This is a genomic window from Kitasatospora sp. NPDC048540 (assembly GCF_040651175.1).
Classification (GTDB): Bacteria; Actinomycetota; Actinomycetes; order Streptomycetales; family Streptomycetaceae; genus Kitasatospora.
In genome coordinates, this window is sequence record NZ_JBEZIR010000102.1 from 1 (window position 1) to 14,356 (window position 14,356).

The window sequence follows — 14,356 nt, forward strand, 5'->3', positions numbered from 1 at the left end:
CCGTAGGTGGTCACGGAGCCCGGGGCCTGCGGGGCCGGGGCCTCGTCGACGAACGCCCGGAACATCTGGGTGCTGCCGGCGGGGTCGTAGTCGTTGTCAGCCATGGGCAGGACTCTAGCCAATTCCGCGACCCGCCCGACACCCCGGACCCACGCGGACGTGCCCATCTCCACGGACCTCTCACCTCCTGCAACGGCCGTACGACAAGCTCGTGAACTCACCCGGGTCCGCGGAATCACCTCCGGTGGCGTGCGGTTGACTCGCGGTATGACCGAATCCCGGAGCGACACCCCACGTGTGACCCTCGGTACCTCCGACCTGGCCGTCTCGCCGCTGTCGCTCGGCGGCAACGTGTTCGGCTGGACCGCGGACGAGGCCCGGTCCTTCGCCGTGCTGGACGCCTACGCCGCCGCGGGCGGCAACTTCGTCGACACGGCCGACGTCTACTCGGCCTGGGTCCCCGGCAACACCGGCGGCGAGTCGGAGACCGTGATCGGCGACTGGCTGCGCAGCCGCGGCGACCGGGACGGGATCGTCATCGCCACCAAGGTCGGCTCGCATCCCGAGCTCGCCGGGCTGGGCGCCGCGACGATCAAGCGTGGCGCGGAGGAGTCGCTGCGCCGGCTGGGCATCGAGCGGATCGACCTCTTCTACACCCACCGGGACGACCCCGGCACGCCGGTCGAGGAGATCGTCACCGCGCTGGACGAGCTGGTGCGGGAGGGCAAGGTCCGCGAGATCGGCGCCTCCAACATCGGGCCCGACCGGCTGGCCGAGTCGCTGGAGTTCTCCGCGCGCGAGGGCCTGGCCGCGTACGTGGCGGTGCAGCCGCACTACAACCTGGTCTCCCGCGGAACCTACGAGGGCGCGCTGGCCGACGTGGTGACCCGGTACGGGCTCTCCGCCGTCCCCTACTACGCGCTGGCGTCCGGCTTCCTGACCGGCAAGTACCGGCCGGGCGGCGCGGAGGTCGCCAGCGCCCGGGCCCAGGGCGCCGCGCGCTACCTGGCGGAGCCGCGCGGCCCCCGGGTGCTGGCCGCGCTGGACCAGGTCGCCGACGCGCACCGGGTCGAGCCCGCGACGGTGGCGCTGGCCTGGCTGGCCTCCCGTCCGACGGTGGCCGCGCCGATCGCCAGCGCCCGTTCGGTCGAGCAGCTGCCGCCGCTGCTCGCGGCCGCCGCGCTGGTCCTCACCGAGCAGGAGCTGGAGCTGCTGGACGAGGCTTCGGCCTGACCGGGCGGACGCCCGGGGTACGGCAGGGGGTACGGCGGGGGTACGACGCGGCGGGGCGGCCCGGGCACCGGCCCGGACCGCCCCGCCGCGCTGTCGTGGCTCAGGCCGGGCGGCCTTCCTTCCGGGCCGGCCGGGCCGCCGGGGCCGGTAGCGAGGCGCTCATCCCGGCGGGCGCGACGAACGCGACCAGCAGGTGCTCCATGAGCGCACTGCGGGCGGCCGTGTCCAGCTCCTGCGCGGTGGCCCGCTCCAGCCGGCGGACGGCGAGCGCGGCGGCCTCCACCGCGTCGTCCACCAGCACCGTCCGCAGACCGGCGTCCAGCTCCGCGAGCCGGCGGCGGCGCATCGAGTCGGCCACCTCGGGTGCGTAGTCCAGCGCCAGCGGCTGCACCGAGTACACCTCCAGGCCCGCCGGGGCCGCCTCGGCCACCAGCGCCCTGGTCAGCTCGTCGGAGAACCACTGGCCGTCCCGCAGGGCCGGGCCGGGAGCAGCGTTGGAGTCGCAGGGCAGGGTGCTGGCGGTACGGGTCAGCACCGCGTGCACCTGCTCCCGCAGGTAGGTCTCGTGCTCGTCGACGCCCAGCATGGCCCGCGCGGTGTCCTTGACCCGCCACACGACCAGCAGCCGCACCACGATCGGCGTACCGCTGCGGTCGGTCACGTGCACCGGGTCGCTGCGCCAGTGGCGCAGCCGGACGTCCACCCGGTGGCGGCGCAGCAGCGGGTTGACCCAGACCAGGCCGGTCCGGCGGACGGTGCCCCGGTAGCGGCCCCAGCGGGAGAGCACCCGGGTCTCGCCGCCCGCGTTGGCCAGCAGCCCGGCCAGCGCCGTCATGATCGCCAGGCCGCCGACGGCCGCGGTGCCGATCTCCCGCTCCGTCACCACCGGGACGCCGGCCGACCTGGCGATCGGGTTGCGGATGTCCGGGAAGGCCCCGGTGTGCAGCAGCAGCCCCGACCGGGCCAGCGCCAGCACCAGCGCGGCCGCGCCGAGCAGGACGGCCAGCAGCGCGACCCAGCCGGGAACGGTACGGGCGGTGCGCTCGCGCAGCGCGTGGTCGACCCGCGGGGGGCGGCGCGACGCCGGGGTGTCGGGCCCGGCGGCGGGCGGCGGCACCGGGACCGTCGTCGGGACCGGCGTCGGGTGGACGGGGGCGGGTGCGGCGGGCGCGGGCGCGGCGGAGGGTCCGGCGGCGGGTTCGTCGCGGCCGATGATGCGGATCGGCTGGACGGGCTGGACCGGACGGATCGGCCGGATGGGGCGGGTCGGCGGGCCGTCCGGATCGTCGCCGGACAGCGTCGACGGCCTGATCAGCGGGTTCGCCACGGCCCTTGCCATGGCCCGGCTCAGCTGCGTGGCCCCCGACGGGAGCTCGGACCGGTCCGGCTGGCCGGCGGGGTTCGGGGTGGTTCCCGGCGAAGGGTCGCGGGTGACGTCCATGCACGGATCCTCGGGGTTGGGTGCGTCGCTGGGCGGGCGGGCCGGTCCCGGCAGACGGTGCCGGGACCGGAACGGCTCGATCACTTGGGTTCGCTCGATCGGTGGTCAGGAACAGCAGGTCGGGGGGCGGGGCCGGCCGGGGCCGGCCGTTCTCAGCGGCGCCGCGAGCCGCTGCCCCGGCCGAACACCCGGCGGGTCACCAGGCCCAGTCCGAGCAGGATCAGCAACCCGCCGACCACGGCCTTGCGCCAGCCCGTCTCCGGGGTGCCCCGGGCGGCGGTCGCGGCCCCCGTGGTGTCCGGGGCGGCTGAGGCGGCTGAGACGGCTGAGGCGGCTGAGGCGGCCGGCTTACGGTCCGGCGGCACGGCGAGCGCATGGTCCGGACCGCCCTGCTCCGCGAGGGTCTCCGCCCGGTCGGACGAAGTCCCCGTCAGGAACGGGTCCGCCGATCCTGCCCGCGCCACCCCGCCCGGCGAACCGGCGGCGGCCGGGCCCGGCGAAGGCGAGGGCGACGCCGAGGCCGAGGGTGACGGCGAGGGTGAGGGCGACGGTGGCGCTGATGCCGGAGCCGATCCCGGCGCGGCCGGGGACGGGACAGTCGGGGACGGGACGGTGGGCGGCGCGATCACGGGCGGCACCGTGATGGGCAACAGGCCGAGCGGCAGCGGCGGCAGGTCGGACCCCGTCACCGCGCCGGGGGCCGCGGCGGGCGCCGGCGACGGGCTCACGCTCGGGCCGCCGGCTGCCGGGGAGGCGGATGCGTTCGGGCTCGGCTGCGACGGTACGGGCGACGCCGCCCCCGGCGCGGGTGTGGAGGCGGAGGCGGAGGCGGACGCGGACGCCTCGGCCGATGCGGATGCCGATGCGGACGCCGACGTGGAGGCTGACGCGGACCCGGACGGCGAAGCCGACGGAGAAGTCGACGGCGACGCCGCGGGCGGGTTCCCCGTCTTGACGGTCACCGTGACCGGGTCGCCCGCCGTGCTGTTGCCCGCCCGGTCGGTGGCGGTGGCCTGCAGGGTGAGTTCGCCGTCCGGGAGGTCCCGGGTGGCGGTACAGGTCCAGGTGGAGTCCGCCGCGGCGACCCCGCCGCAGATGGTGGCCTGTTCGCCGCCCGCGGGCCGGGCGGTGACGGTGACCGCGGTGCCCGCCTCGGCGCGGCCGGTCAGCCGGGGCCGGCCGGTGGTGAGGGTGGCGCCGGCGGCCGGTGAGCCGAGCTGCGGGCGGTCCGGCGCCGCGGTGTCGACGGTCAGGGCGACCGCCTTGCCGGTGGTCCGGTTCCCGGCCTGGTCGACGGCGGCGGCGGTGAGCTGGTGCTTTCCGTCCGTCAGGTTCTCCACCGGCAGGCAGGACCAGGAGCCGTCGGCGGTGACCGCGGTGCTGCACAGTTCACCGCCCGCCCGGGCGCCGCCCGACAGGCCGGTGAGGGCCACCGAGACGGTGCTGCCCGCTTCGCCGGTGCCCGTGATCAGCAGGCCGGGGTCGTTGGTGAACTCCGGCAGGGTGAGCACGGGGGCAGCGGGCGGCGCGGTCTTCACGGTCAGCCGGACCGGTGTCCCCTTCAGCACCATGCCGCCCTTGGTGGTCTCGACCGGGGTGAGCAGGTGCGGTCCCTGGCCGAGCGCCTTGGCGGGGAGGCAGGTCCAGCTGCCGTCGGCGCCGGCGGTGGTCCGGCAGAGTTCGGTGTCTCCCTCCAGGACCGCGACCGTGGCGCCCTGGACCGCGCCCTCGCCGCGGATCTCCGGCTTCGGGTCGGCGGTGACGGTGCCCGGGACCGGCGCCGAGATCTCGGGGCGGGCCGCGCCGACCGAGATCCGCACCCGCTGGTCGACCACTTCCCCGGAGTCGGCGAAGCCGCCGGGGACCACCAACTGGGCGCCGCTGCGGGCGATCCGCAGCCGGGCCCAGGTCTCCCCGGCGACCGCCTTGTCCGGCACCGTCCACTCGAGGGCCGCCGTGCCGCTGCCGGGGGCCACCTCTGCCTGCACCCGCTCCAGCGGGTCGAAGCGGCCGTTGTGGTCGAAGTCGATCCAGCCCGCGAGGACGGCCGGGCCGTCACCGCCGCGGACCGGCACCGTCAGGCCGTAGTAGTGGCCGACGGCCGCCTCGGCGGGGAATTCGAGGGTCGGGTCCGCCCCGAGGTACTCGCCCCGGCCGGGCTGGAGCTGCGGCGGTGCGGCGCTGGCCCAGGGGCTGCGCAGGGCGGCGCCGTGGTCCAGTTCGACCAGCGGGCCCTGGTCGGGCGGGGGCGCGTCGGGCTTCGCGGCGTCGGACGGGCCGCCGTCGGCCGGTTCGGCGTCGTACGGCATCGGCGGGGGCGGCTGTTCGCCGGGCACCAGCGGCTGCGGGACCTCGCCGGTGAGGCCGGGGCGGGACCGGACAGCGGATCCGCCGGCGTCCTGTCCGAGGAACAGGTCGGAGATGACGTGCGAGGCGTTGCCGTAGCTCTGCGGCGCGGTGCCCAGTCCCTCGTCCACGGTGACGGTGTACGCCTGGCGCAGCGCGGCGGGTGCGGTGGTGGAGCCGGACCGGGGGGTGCTGCGCTGTTCGACGCGGAGGGTGACGGTGGTGAGGGTGCCGGCCAGTTCCAGGGTGCCCGAGCCGGACGCCGTGCCGTCGGTGGTGCCGTCCCCGGCGGGGGCGAGTTCGCCGTCGCCGACCGTCCAGCCGGACCAGCCGGTGCGGCCGACCAGGGCAGGGGCGGCCGGGGAGCCACCGGTGACGGTCAGCCGGGTGGCCGTGCCGGTGCTGCCACCCGTTCCGGTGGCCAGCCCCGACAGCCCGCTGACGTGCAGTCGCGGATTGCGGACGGCCCGGGAGAAGGAGATCTGCAGGGTGCCCAGGGTCCGCCAGGAGCCGTCCGGGCGGGGGCGTTTCTCGGCCGCCAGAAAGGTCTCGGCGGGATCGCCGGTGTGCAGTCCGTCCGTGTAGGAAGCGGCTCGTCCGGCGGGTTCCGCGAGTTTTCCGGGAGCGGCGGTGACGTCGACTCCGGGGAGGGGGGCGAAATCCAGCTGAACCCGCAGTCCGGAAGGCAGCACGGCCCGTCGGTCGGCCGACCAGGTGTCGGGTGACTGCTGGCCGGCGGCGGGGGTTGAATTCCAGCCGATCAGCAGGCCGGCGGCCAATGTCGCGGCGGCCGCGCGGTGCGTCACCCGCTGTTTTCCGGTGCGTCCTGCCGGGCGGACCTGGGGTGCCGGCGCGGCGTCGGGGGACGGTCGGCTCATCCGGCTCTCCTCTCGATGACGTCCGCCAAGTCGCGGGCCGGGCATGAGTTCTGACACAGCCATAACATCCGACAAAAGGGAATCACGATCTCGAGTCGGTCATACCGCGACACCGGCGATCCGCGCCGGTGACACCCGTTCGGCGGCCACTCGGGTGGCAGCACAGGGCGTACCCGGAAGCGATGGATTCAAGCCATCCGCCCGCTCGGTCAACCGGGCTTTACCGGGCAGGGCTTGACCATTCATCAGTCATCTCTGTTCGAATTGACGGACGGATCAGTAGAGTCAGCGCCCGTGACTATCGATCCCAACGCCATCCGGAACGGCTTCGCGCTGGTCGAGCCGCACGGTGCCGAGGTGGCCGCCTACTTCTACCGGCACCTGTTCGAGCACAGTCCCGCGCTGCGGCCCCTGGTCGCCGTGGACCTCGACGAGCGGCAGGTGCGGCGGTGGGCGGCGCTCGGCGGCATGGTCACCCGTTCGGAGGACACCGAGGCGCCGGCCGGGCTCGTCGGCGAGCTGGTCCGTGAGCTGGCGCCCCGGCCCGAGCACCGCGCCGCGGTCGCCGCCGGCCTGCTGGCGACGCTCGAGCACTTCGCCGGGGACGCCCGGACCCCGGGGGCCGAGTCGGCGCGGGCGGCCGTCCGCGACGTGATCGACGAGAGCACGGGCGCGGCGGCCGCCCGGCCGGCGGGCCCGTCGCCGTCCGCCCGCTGAGGCCGCCCCGGTGCCCGTCGACCACTCCGTCCTGCGAGCCAGCTTCGCCGTCGTCGAACGCCGCGCGGACCAGCTGACCAAGTACTTCTACGCCCACCTGTTCACGCACAACCCCGGGATCCGCGCGCTGTTCCCCGAGCGGATGGACGAGCAGCGCGACCGGCTGTTCGGCGCGCTCACCCAACTGGTGCTGCGGCTGACCGAGCCGGACCGGCTGGCCGGCTACCTGGCGGCGCTCGGCCGCGACCACCGCAAGTTCCGGGTGGTGCCCGGCCACTACCCGGCCGTCGGGGAGAGCCTGATCGCCACCATCCGGCACTTCTCCGGCCACTACTGGACGCCGGAGACCGAGAAGGCCTGGACCGAGGCGTACACGGTGATCTCGCAGGCGATGATCGAGGCGGCCGGCGAACTGCCCGCGACCACCCCACGCTGGTGGCAGGCCCAGGTGGTGCGCCGCCACCGGGCCGCCGCCGACCTGGTCCGGCTCACCCTCGCCCCGGACCGCCCGTACCCGTTCACCGCCGGGCAGTACCTGTCGCTCTGCTCCCCCCGGCTGCCGCAGGTCTGGCGCCCGTACTCGATCGCCTGCGCGCCGCGCGCCGACGGCACCATCGACCTGCACGTCCGCCGGGTCCCGGGAGGCCTGCTGAGCAGCCTGCTGGTCAACGACGTGATGCCGGAGGAGTCCCTGCGGATCGGCCCGCCGCTCGGCGACGCGGTACTCGCACCCGGATCGGCCCGCCCGCTGATCGCCGTGGCCGGCGGCACCGGCTGGGCGCAGATCAAGTCGGTCCTCGAACAGGTCGCGCTCGACGGCGGCCGCCCCACCAGCCTGTACCTGGCAGCCCGGCGCCACGGCGAGCAGTACGACCTGGAGTCCGTCCGCCGGCTGGCGGCCCTCCACCGCTGGCTGGACGTGACACTGACCTCGCCCCCGGACGGCTCCCGCTACGAGGACGGCGTCGGCCTGCTGTGCGAGCGCCTGGGCCGCCACCACGACTGCTCCGGCCACGACGTCCACCTCAGCGGCCCGCCGGGACTCGCCACCCGGCTCACGGACCAGCTGATCCGCCAGGGCGCCCGGCCCGAACTGATCCGGGCCGACCCCGCGCCCGTCACCTTCAACCGGGTGCGGCCGGTGACCTCGCCCGAGTGGTTCCTCGACCTGCGCGACGTGCCGTGGATCAACCGCACCGAGTACGGCTGACCCGGCCCCGGCCGACGAGTCGGGCCGGGAACGGCGAAGGCCCCGGACGATCCGTCCGGGGCCTTCGACTGGTGCGCTCAGCAGGATTCGAACCTGCAACCTCTTGATCCGTAGTCAAGTGCTCTATCCGTTGAGCTATGAGCGCTCGGGCGGCCCCGAGGGGCCACGAGCGTGGGTTGTGGTGCGCTCAGCAGGATTCGAACCTGCAACCTCTTGATCCGTAGTCAAGTGCTCTATCCGTTGAGCTATGAGCGCTCGCCCGGCCGAACTGGCCGACCGGGCGGTGCGGGGACAACATTACATGACCCTCGACCTGGGGTGAAATCCATTGCTCCGGCCCCCGCCCGGCCCGGGAACGCGACCCGGCCCGGGTACCCGACCCGGAAGACGCAAGGAGCCCCGTCGGTGTGACCGACGGGGCTCCCCTGGAGGCGGAGGCGGAGGGATTTGAACCCTCGATGGGCTTTAAGACCCAAACCGCATTAGCAGTGCGGCGCCATAGACCGGACTAGGCGACGCCTCCTCCACTCGGACCACCCCGCTGCTGCGAGCTGCTCCGCGCGAAAGCGATGATGCCACAGCCTGAGGCTCCGGCACCAACCACCGACAACGTTACTAGCCGGGTCGTCCACGGCGCAAAGAAGAATGAGATACTCCAGTCTCCCGAGGAGAGCGCGTGCCGCGAGTCGCAGCGGCGGCCCCCAGCCGTGAGGAGACCTGTCGACGTGAGCAGCAGGCCGACCCGAGGCGCTGCTCGCCTCGCCGCGATACTCGACGCCCTGCCCGATGCGCTGCTGCTGGTGAACAGCAACGGCACGGTGGTGGAGGCCAACAAGGCCGCGGTGCAGAGCCTCCAGGCCCCCGGCACCTCGCTGGTCGGCATGGGGGTACTGGACCTGCTGCCCGAGTTCGATCCGAGCCGGATCCCCGGCTCGATGCGGCCCAAGGCGAGCGAGCCCGAGCGTCTCGACCACCCCGTACGGATGACCGCCCGGCGGACCGACGGTTCCAGCTTCCCGGTGGAGGTCGCCGGGAACGACTTCGAGGACGACCGCGCCGGCGAGGGCATCGGCTACCTCGCCTACGACCCGTACCGGGAGTCCACCGGTTCGTCCGGGCACGGGCTGCTGCTGCTCCTGGTCCGCGACGTGTCGGCCCGGGTCGGGGTCGAGGCGGAGCTGCGGCGGCAGCACAAGCAGACCGAGATGATCCTGCGGGCGGCCGCCGAGGGCGTGCTGGGGGTCGACCTGGACGGCCGGGTGGTGCTGGTCAACCCGGCCGCCGCGCACATCCTGGACTACCGGGCCAGCGAACTGGGCGGGCGCGAGCTGCACCCGCTGATCCAGCATTCGCAGGCCGACGGCACCCCGCTGGCCCTGGAGGGCTCGGCGCTGCTGGACACCCTGACCTCCGGCCGCAAGCACCGGGTGCGCGGCACCGTGCTGTGGCGCAAGGACGGCACCCCGGTGACGGTGGACCTCACCACCGCCCCGGTCCGGGACGGTGACCAGCTGGTCGGCGCGGTGATGACCTTCACCGACCGGACCAAGGAGCTGGCGCTGAGCGCCCGCAACGAACACCTGACGGCCGTCCTGGAGCAGGAGCTGGGCGACGCCCTGACGGCGCTGCACCGGCGGATCGACGGCCTGGCCGGGGACCCGGCCGGGCAGCTCTGGCCGGAGGCCAACTGGACCCTGCGGCGGCTGGCCGACGAGTGCCGGCGGTTCTCCACGCTGATCGACGGGGTGCTGGCGCACCAGCGGTTCGAGCTGGCCGCGGAGTCCGGCCGGGAGGAGCTGGAACGGGCCGAGGCCGGCCTGGACACCGTGGTGCAGCGGGCGGTCGAGCGGGCCGGGGAGCTGCTCGGCCCCGGGCGGGTGCGCTACTCGGTGCACGCGGCCCCGGTGGAGCTGGCGGTCGACCGGGACCGGCTGGCCCAGGCGCTGGCCCACCTGGTGGCGGACGTCAGCGGGGTCACGCCCTCGCTGGACGTCGCCGGGGTGCGCTCGGACGCGCCCGGCCTCGGGGTCCCGGCGATGCCGGGTTCCGGCAGCGAGCTGCCGATGGTGGTGGTGGCCGCGGCCCAGCGCGGCGAGGTGGCCCGGATCGAGGTCCGCGGCCCGTCGCGCCGGCCGAGCCCGGTCCACCTGCCGATCGCCCGGGCCACCGTGGAGCGCCACGGCGGTGTGCTGCAGCGCCACGAGCTGCCGAACCGGGCCGGCACCACGTACGTGGTCGAGCTGCCGCTGGACCCGTCCGCCCCGGCGGTCGGGCGGAGCAGCAGCGTGCCGAAGGAGACCGACACCGCGATGCTGCCGGACCTGCCGCAGCTGGCGTCGGCCGCCGCCGAGGCGGAGGGCAGCGGGGCCGGGTCCCGGGAGCCGTCGCGCCAGCGGGCGGGACGGGCCCGGCAGGCGCAGGAGGAGACCGCGCAGGAGCAGGCGGCGCGGCCCGGCCCGGGCGGCACGGGCCCGGCCTCGGACGGCCGGGGTACGGACACCGGCGAGGCCCAGGCCGTGGCCGACGCCCGGGGTGCGGCGGCGGTACCGGCGGAGGCCCCGCAGGCCAGGACCGCGATCGCGCTGGGCCCGGCGGCCGAGCCGGTGGCGGGCCCCGACACGGGCGCGGGTGCGGGTACGGATCAGGGCGGGGCGGAGCGGGCCGAGTCGACCCGGGCGTCCCGGCGGCGGCGCGGGCTGCCGGCCGGTGACGAGTCCTCCGGCGGAATGGCCCTCCCCGGCCTGCCCGAGCCCGGAACGGCGGTGTACCCGGGTCTGGAGAACTCGCTGGCGGGCGGTGTGCCGGCGCAGGGGACGGCCGAGGAGGCCGCGCCCGCGGTCCGGCCGACCGGCCGGCGTCGCCGGCTCGCCGTGCCGGGTGAGCCGGACGCGGTGGCGGGGGTCAGCGGTCCCGACCGGCCGCAGCCGGACGCCGAGGCGGGGCCGGCGGCGCTGCCGCCGCGGCCCGTCGAGCCGCCGGAGCCCGCCCGGCCGGCCGCCGAGCTGGAGCTGGCCAGGCCCGGCCGGGCCGAGCTGCCGGCGGCCCAGGGCGGCCCGCAGACACCCGAGCACCCGCAGCCGGTCGGTACCGGGCTGGCGGAGCTGGCCCCGCCCCGGCCGCTCGGCGGCGGTTTCGCCTCCGCGTTCCCCGGGGCGTTCGCGGACGCCCCGCAGGGGGTGGGCCAGGCCCCGGCCGTCCAGGCGCTGCAGTCGCTGGAGCGGCCCGCGCTGCCCGCGCCGGGCGGCGGCGCCGAGGCGGGTGCGGGGGCCGAGGCGGCGCCGGCGGGGTCGCGGACCCCGCCGCGTCCGGTGGCGGAGCTGCCGATGTCCGGGGCGGACCGGCCGGGCGAGGAGTCCGCTGGGGCGGCTGCCGCGGCGGACCCGCCGACCATGGTGACCCCGGCCGTCGACGGTGCCCGGCGGCTGCTGGTGTGGCCCGAGCCGGACCCGTCGACCAAGCAGGCGCTCCAGGCCCGCGGCTACCGGCCGGTGATCGTGAGTTCGCGCGAGGAGGTCGACGCCCAGGTGTCGGGGTTCCCGGCGGCGCTGTTCGTCGACCCGCTGACCGGGCCGATCACCCGTACCGCGCTACAGTCCCTGCGGACGGCCGCGCTGAACAGCCGGGTGCCGGTGCTGGTGACGGCCGGGCTCGGCCAGGCCACCCGGGACGCCGCGTACGGCGCGGACCCGGCGGTGCTGCTGCGGGCGCTGGCGCCGCGGGACAGTGAGACCCATGCGGCGCGGGTGCTGCTGGTGGAGTCCGACCCGGACATCGCCGCGGCGATGATCAGCAGCCTGGAGCGGCGTGGGATGCACGTCGAGCACGCGCTGGACGAGAACGACGCGGTCTCCCGGGCCAGCAGTGTGCAGCCGAACCTGGTGGTGATGGACCTGCTGCAGGTCCGCCGCCGCCGGGCGGGGCTGCTGGACTGGCTGCGCGCCAACGACCGGCTGCACCGCACGCCGCTGGTGGTGTACACCTCGGTGGATCTCGACCCGCAGGAGCTGCCGCGGCTGCGGACCGGGGAGACGGTGCTGTTCCTGGCCGAGCGGTCGACCACCGAGGACGTGCAGTCCCGGATCGTCGACCTGCTCGGGCGGATCGGTGCGATGGGCGAGGTCAGCGCGGTCGGCTGAGTCCGGACCGGCGGCGGCACCCGGGCTCCCGGGTGCTGCCGCCGGTGGTGGCGCCGTCGTCAGTGGTGGGCGTGGGCGACCGCGTGGCCGCGGCCCCGGCCGATCAGCAGGCGGTTCACCGGGACGGTGAGCGTGAAGGCCAGGGACAGCGAGCCGGCCAGCGAGGTCCAGAACAGGGCGTCGCCGAGGCCGGCGTCCATCGCGCCCGGGACGGCCAGCATGGCGGTGTTGTCGATCAGTTCCATGACCAGGATGGAGACGGTGTCGGCCGCCAGGGCGACCTTGAAAGCCCGGACCGGGTCGAGGCCGGCCCGCAGGACGCCGCGCATGGTCAGCGCGTAGCCGAAGGCGAAGGCGAGCGCGATCGACAGGCCGATGGTGGCGCCGGTGTGCAGGCCGAGGGCGGTGCCGATGACCAGGCCGAGGACCTCGCCGATGGCGCAGCCGGTGAGGCAGTGCAGGGTGGCGCGGGCGGCGTCGGCCCAGCCGGTGCGGCGCGGCCGGCCGGCGGGGCGGTGCTCGTGTCCGTGCTGGTGCGGGTGGTGCTGGGGCTGGTGGTCCATGGTGGGTCCTCCTGCTCTGGCAGCGGTTCCACCCATGGCAACCGGATACCCCCCGGGGGTATTCCCGAGGGGTGTCCGGCGGTCCGTCACGCCTTGCCGAGCACGGTGACCTCCAGGCGGTCCTGCGCGTACTCGGCCCGGATCACCTTCTTGTCGAACTTGCCGACGCTGGTCTTCGGCACCGCGGGCACCAGCGCCCAGCGCTCGGGCAGCTGCCAGGAGGCGATCCGCCCGGCCAGGAACTCGCGCAGCTCGGGCAGCCCCACCGTGGCGCCGGCCCGCAGCACCACGGTGGCCAGCGGGCGCTCGCCCCACTTCTCGTCGGGCACCGCCACCACCGCGGCCTCGGCCACCTCCGGGTGGGCCATCAGGTGGTTCTCCAGCTCGACCGAGGAGATCCACTCACCGCCGGACTTGATCACGTCCTTGGCGCGGTCGGTGAGCGTCAGGTACCCGTCGGGGGTGATGGTGCCGACGTCGCCGGTGCGCAGCCAGCCGTCCTCGCTGAACTTGTCCGCGGGCCGCTCCGGGTCCTGCCCGGCGCCGGCGAAGTACGCGCCGGCGATCCACGGGCCGCGGACCTCCAGTTCGCCCTGGGCCTCGCCGTCGTGCGGCATCCGCTCGCCGGCCGGGCCGACCAGCCGCGCCTCGACCGAGGCCGGGAAGAGCCCCTGGGTGACCCGGTACGGCCACTCCTGCTCCGGGGTCAGCCCGCCGGGCGGGAGGGCGAAGGTGCCCAGCGGGGAGGTCTCGGTCATGCCCCAGGCGTGCACCACCTGGATGCCGTGGCGCTCCTGGAAGCCCTTCATCAGGGCGGGCGGGCAGGCCGAGCCGCCGATCACCACCATCCGGATCGAGGAGGTGTCGTAGCTGCCGGTGTCGAGCTCGTCCAGCAGGCCGTTCCAGATGGTCGGGACGGCTGCGCTGACGGTCGGCCGGAAGCGGTCGATCATCTCGGCGAGCGGCTTGGGCTGCAGGTGGCGGTCGGGCATCAGCAGGCTCGCGCCGGACATGAAGGCGGCGTGCGGCAGGCCCCAGGCGTTGACGTGGAACATCGGGACGACCGGCAGCGCCAGGTCGCGGGAGGTCAGGCCGAAGCTGTCCGCCGCGTTGACCTGCAGGCAGTGCAGGTACACCGAGCGGTGGCTGTAGACCACGCCCTTGGGGTCCCCGGTGGTGCCGGAGGTGTAGCAGAGCGCGGCGGCCCGGCGCTCGTCCAGGTCGGTCCGCCAGGGGTACTCGAGCGGCCGGCCGGCGATCAGTTCCTCGTAGCCGTGCACGGTGCCCGCGAAGCCGTCGAGCAGCGAGCGGTCGCCCTCGCCGTTGACCACGATGTGCCGCAGGGCGGCGTTCAGCTGCGGCAGCACGCCGGCCAGCAGCGGGAGCAGGCTGCCGTCCACGATGATCGCGCCGTCGGCGGCGTGGTTGATGATGTACGCGAGCTGGTTGGCGGGCAGGCGCAGGTTGAGGGTGTGCAGCACGGCGCCCATGGAGGGCACCGCGAGGTAGACCTCCAGGTGTTCCGCGTTGTTCCACATCAGCGTGCCGACGATGCTCTCCTCGGTGACCCCGAGCCCGTCCCGCAGCGCGTGGGCGAGCTGCGCGGCGCGGGCGCCGACCTCCGCGAAGGTGCGGGTGGCCGGCTCGGCCCCGTTCCAGGTGGTGACGGTGGAGCGGCCGTGGACGGTGGAGCCGTGCGTCAGGATTCGGGCAACGGTGAGCGGGACGTCCTGCATCGTGCTGTACACGGGTCCTCCTTGACCGGCGGCGGCTGGGCGCGGCGCCTGCGGCTACTGGCTGGTAGCGCACGACGCGTCGCCCGATTCTGTCGG

Annotated in this window: 8 protein-coding genes and 3 tRNA genes; 4 read left to right on the forward strand and 7 right to left on the reverse strand. The window is 75.4% G+C overall.

Features of this window, described 5'->3' with window-relative positions; translation table 11 throughout:
• Positions 1 to 267 precede the first annotated feature (267 nt).
• Positions 268 to 1,233 carry an aldo/keto reductase gene (locus AB0D08_RS30190; RefSeq protein WP_033823794.1) on the forward strand — a complete coding sequence of 322 codons (966 nt, stop codon included), beginning with the start codon at positions 268 to 270 and terminating at the stop codon, positions 1,231 to 1,233.
• Positions 1,234 to 1,333: 100 nt separating this feature from the next.
• Here the strand turns inward: AB0D08_RS30190 and AB0D08_RS30195 are convergent, their stop codons facing one another.
• On the reverse strand, positions 1,334 to 2,674 hold the full coding sequence (locus AB0D08_RS30195) for an SPFH domain-containing protein (protein WP_359893353.1): 1,341 nt from the start codon (positions 2,672 to 2,674) through the stop codon (positions 1,334 to 1,336).
• Between the two features lie 152 nt (positions 2,675 to 2,826).
• The gene (locus AB0D08_RS30200; protein ID WP_359893355.1) at positions 2,827 to 5,898 is read right to left on the reverse strand and encodes an Ig-like domain-containing protein; all 3,072 of its coding nucleotides are present in this window, start codon (positions 5,896 to 5,898) and stop codon (positions 2,827 to 2,829) included.
• A gap of 294 nt (positions 5,899 to 6,192) precedes the next feature.
• On the opposite strand from AB0D08_RS30200, the gene AB0D08_RS30205 reads away from it, so the two are divergent.
• Together AB0D08_RS30205 and AB0D08_RS30210 are read left to right on the forward strand one after the other, a co-directional pair.
• Entirely contained in the window at positions 6,193 to 6,615 is a 423-nt protein-coding gene (locus tag AB0D08_RS30205) for a hypothetical protein (RefSeq protein ID WP_359893358.1), read from the forward strand.
• 10 nt (positions 6,616 to 6,625) lie between these two features.
• Positions 6,626 to 7,825 carry a globin domain-containing protein gene (locus AB0D08_RS30210; protein WP_359893361.1) on the forward strand — a complete coding sequence of 400 codons (1,200 nt, stop codon included), beginning with the start codon at positions 6,626 to 6,628 and terminating at the stop codon, positions 7,823 to 7,825.
• A gap of 69 nt (positions 7,826 to 7,894) precedes the next feature.
• Here the strand turns inward: AB0D08_RS30210 and AB0D08_RS30215 are convergent.
• The 3 genes from AB0D08_RS30215 to AB0D08_RS30225 form a co-directional block, all read right to left on the reverse strand.
• Positions 7,895 to 7,970: transfer RNA gene (locus AB0D08_RS30215), tRNA-Arg, on the reverse strand.
• Between the two features lie 34 nt (positions 7,971 to 8,004).
• A tRNA-Arg gene (locus AB0D08_RS30220) sits at positions 8,005 to 8,080 on the reverse strand.
• Positions 8,081 to 8,257: 177 nt separating this feature from the next.
• A tRNA-Ser gene (locus AB0D08_RS30225) sits at positions 8,258 to 8,348 on the reverse strand.
• Positions 8,349 to 8,550: 202 nt separating this feature from the next.
• Here AB0D08_RS30225 and AB0D08_RS30230 point away from each other — a divergent pair.
• On the forward strand, positions 8,551 to 11,961 hold the full coding sequence (locus AB0D08_RS30230) for a PAS domain-containing protein (protein ID WP_359893364.1): 3,411 nt from the start codon (positions 8,551 to 8,553) through the stop codon (positions 11,959 to 11,961).
• A 59-nt stretch (positions 11,962 to 12,020) separates the two neighbouring features.
• Here the strand turns inward: AB0D08_RS30230 and AB0D08_RS30235 are convergent, their stop codons facing one another.
• Positions 12,021 to 12,524: a DUF4396 domain-containing protein gene (locus AB0D08_RS30235; RefSeq protein WP_359893367.1), complete on the reverse strand. Its 504-nt coding sequence runs from the start codon at positions 12,522 to 12,524 to the stop codon at positions 12,021 to 12,023.
• Between the two features lie 86 nt (positions 12,525 to 12,610).
• Positions 12,611 to 14,272 (reverse strand): long-chain fatty acid--CoA ligase, encoded by a 1,662-nt coding sequence (locus tag AB0D08_RS30240; protein WP_359893369.1) that lies wholly within the window; start codon positions 14,270 to 14,272, stop codon positions 12,611 to 12,613.
• Between the last annotated feature and the right edge of the window lie 84 nt (positions 14,273 to 14,356).

Coding starts and splice junctions, on each gene's coding strand:
- AB0D08_RS30190 (WP_033823794.1), top strand. CDS start 268: ATGACCGAATCCCGGAGCGACACCCCACGTGTGACCCTCGGTACCTCC.
- AB0D08_RS30195 (WP_359893353.1), bottom strand. CDS start 2,674: ATGGACGTCACCCGCGACCCTTCGCCGGGAACCACCCCGAACCCCGCC.
- AB0D08_RS30200 (WP_359893355.1), bottom strand. CDS start 5,898: ATGAGCCGACCGTCCCCCGACGCCGCGCCGGCACCCCAGGTCCGCCCG.
- AB0D08_RS30235 (WP_359893367.1), bottom strand. CDS start 12,524: ATGGACCACCAGCCCCAGCACCACCCGCACCAGCACGGACACGAGCAC.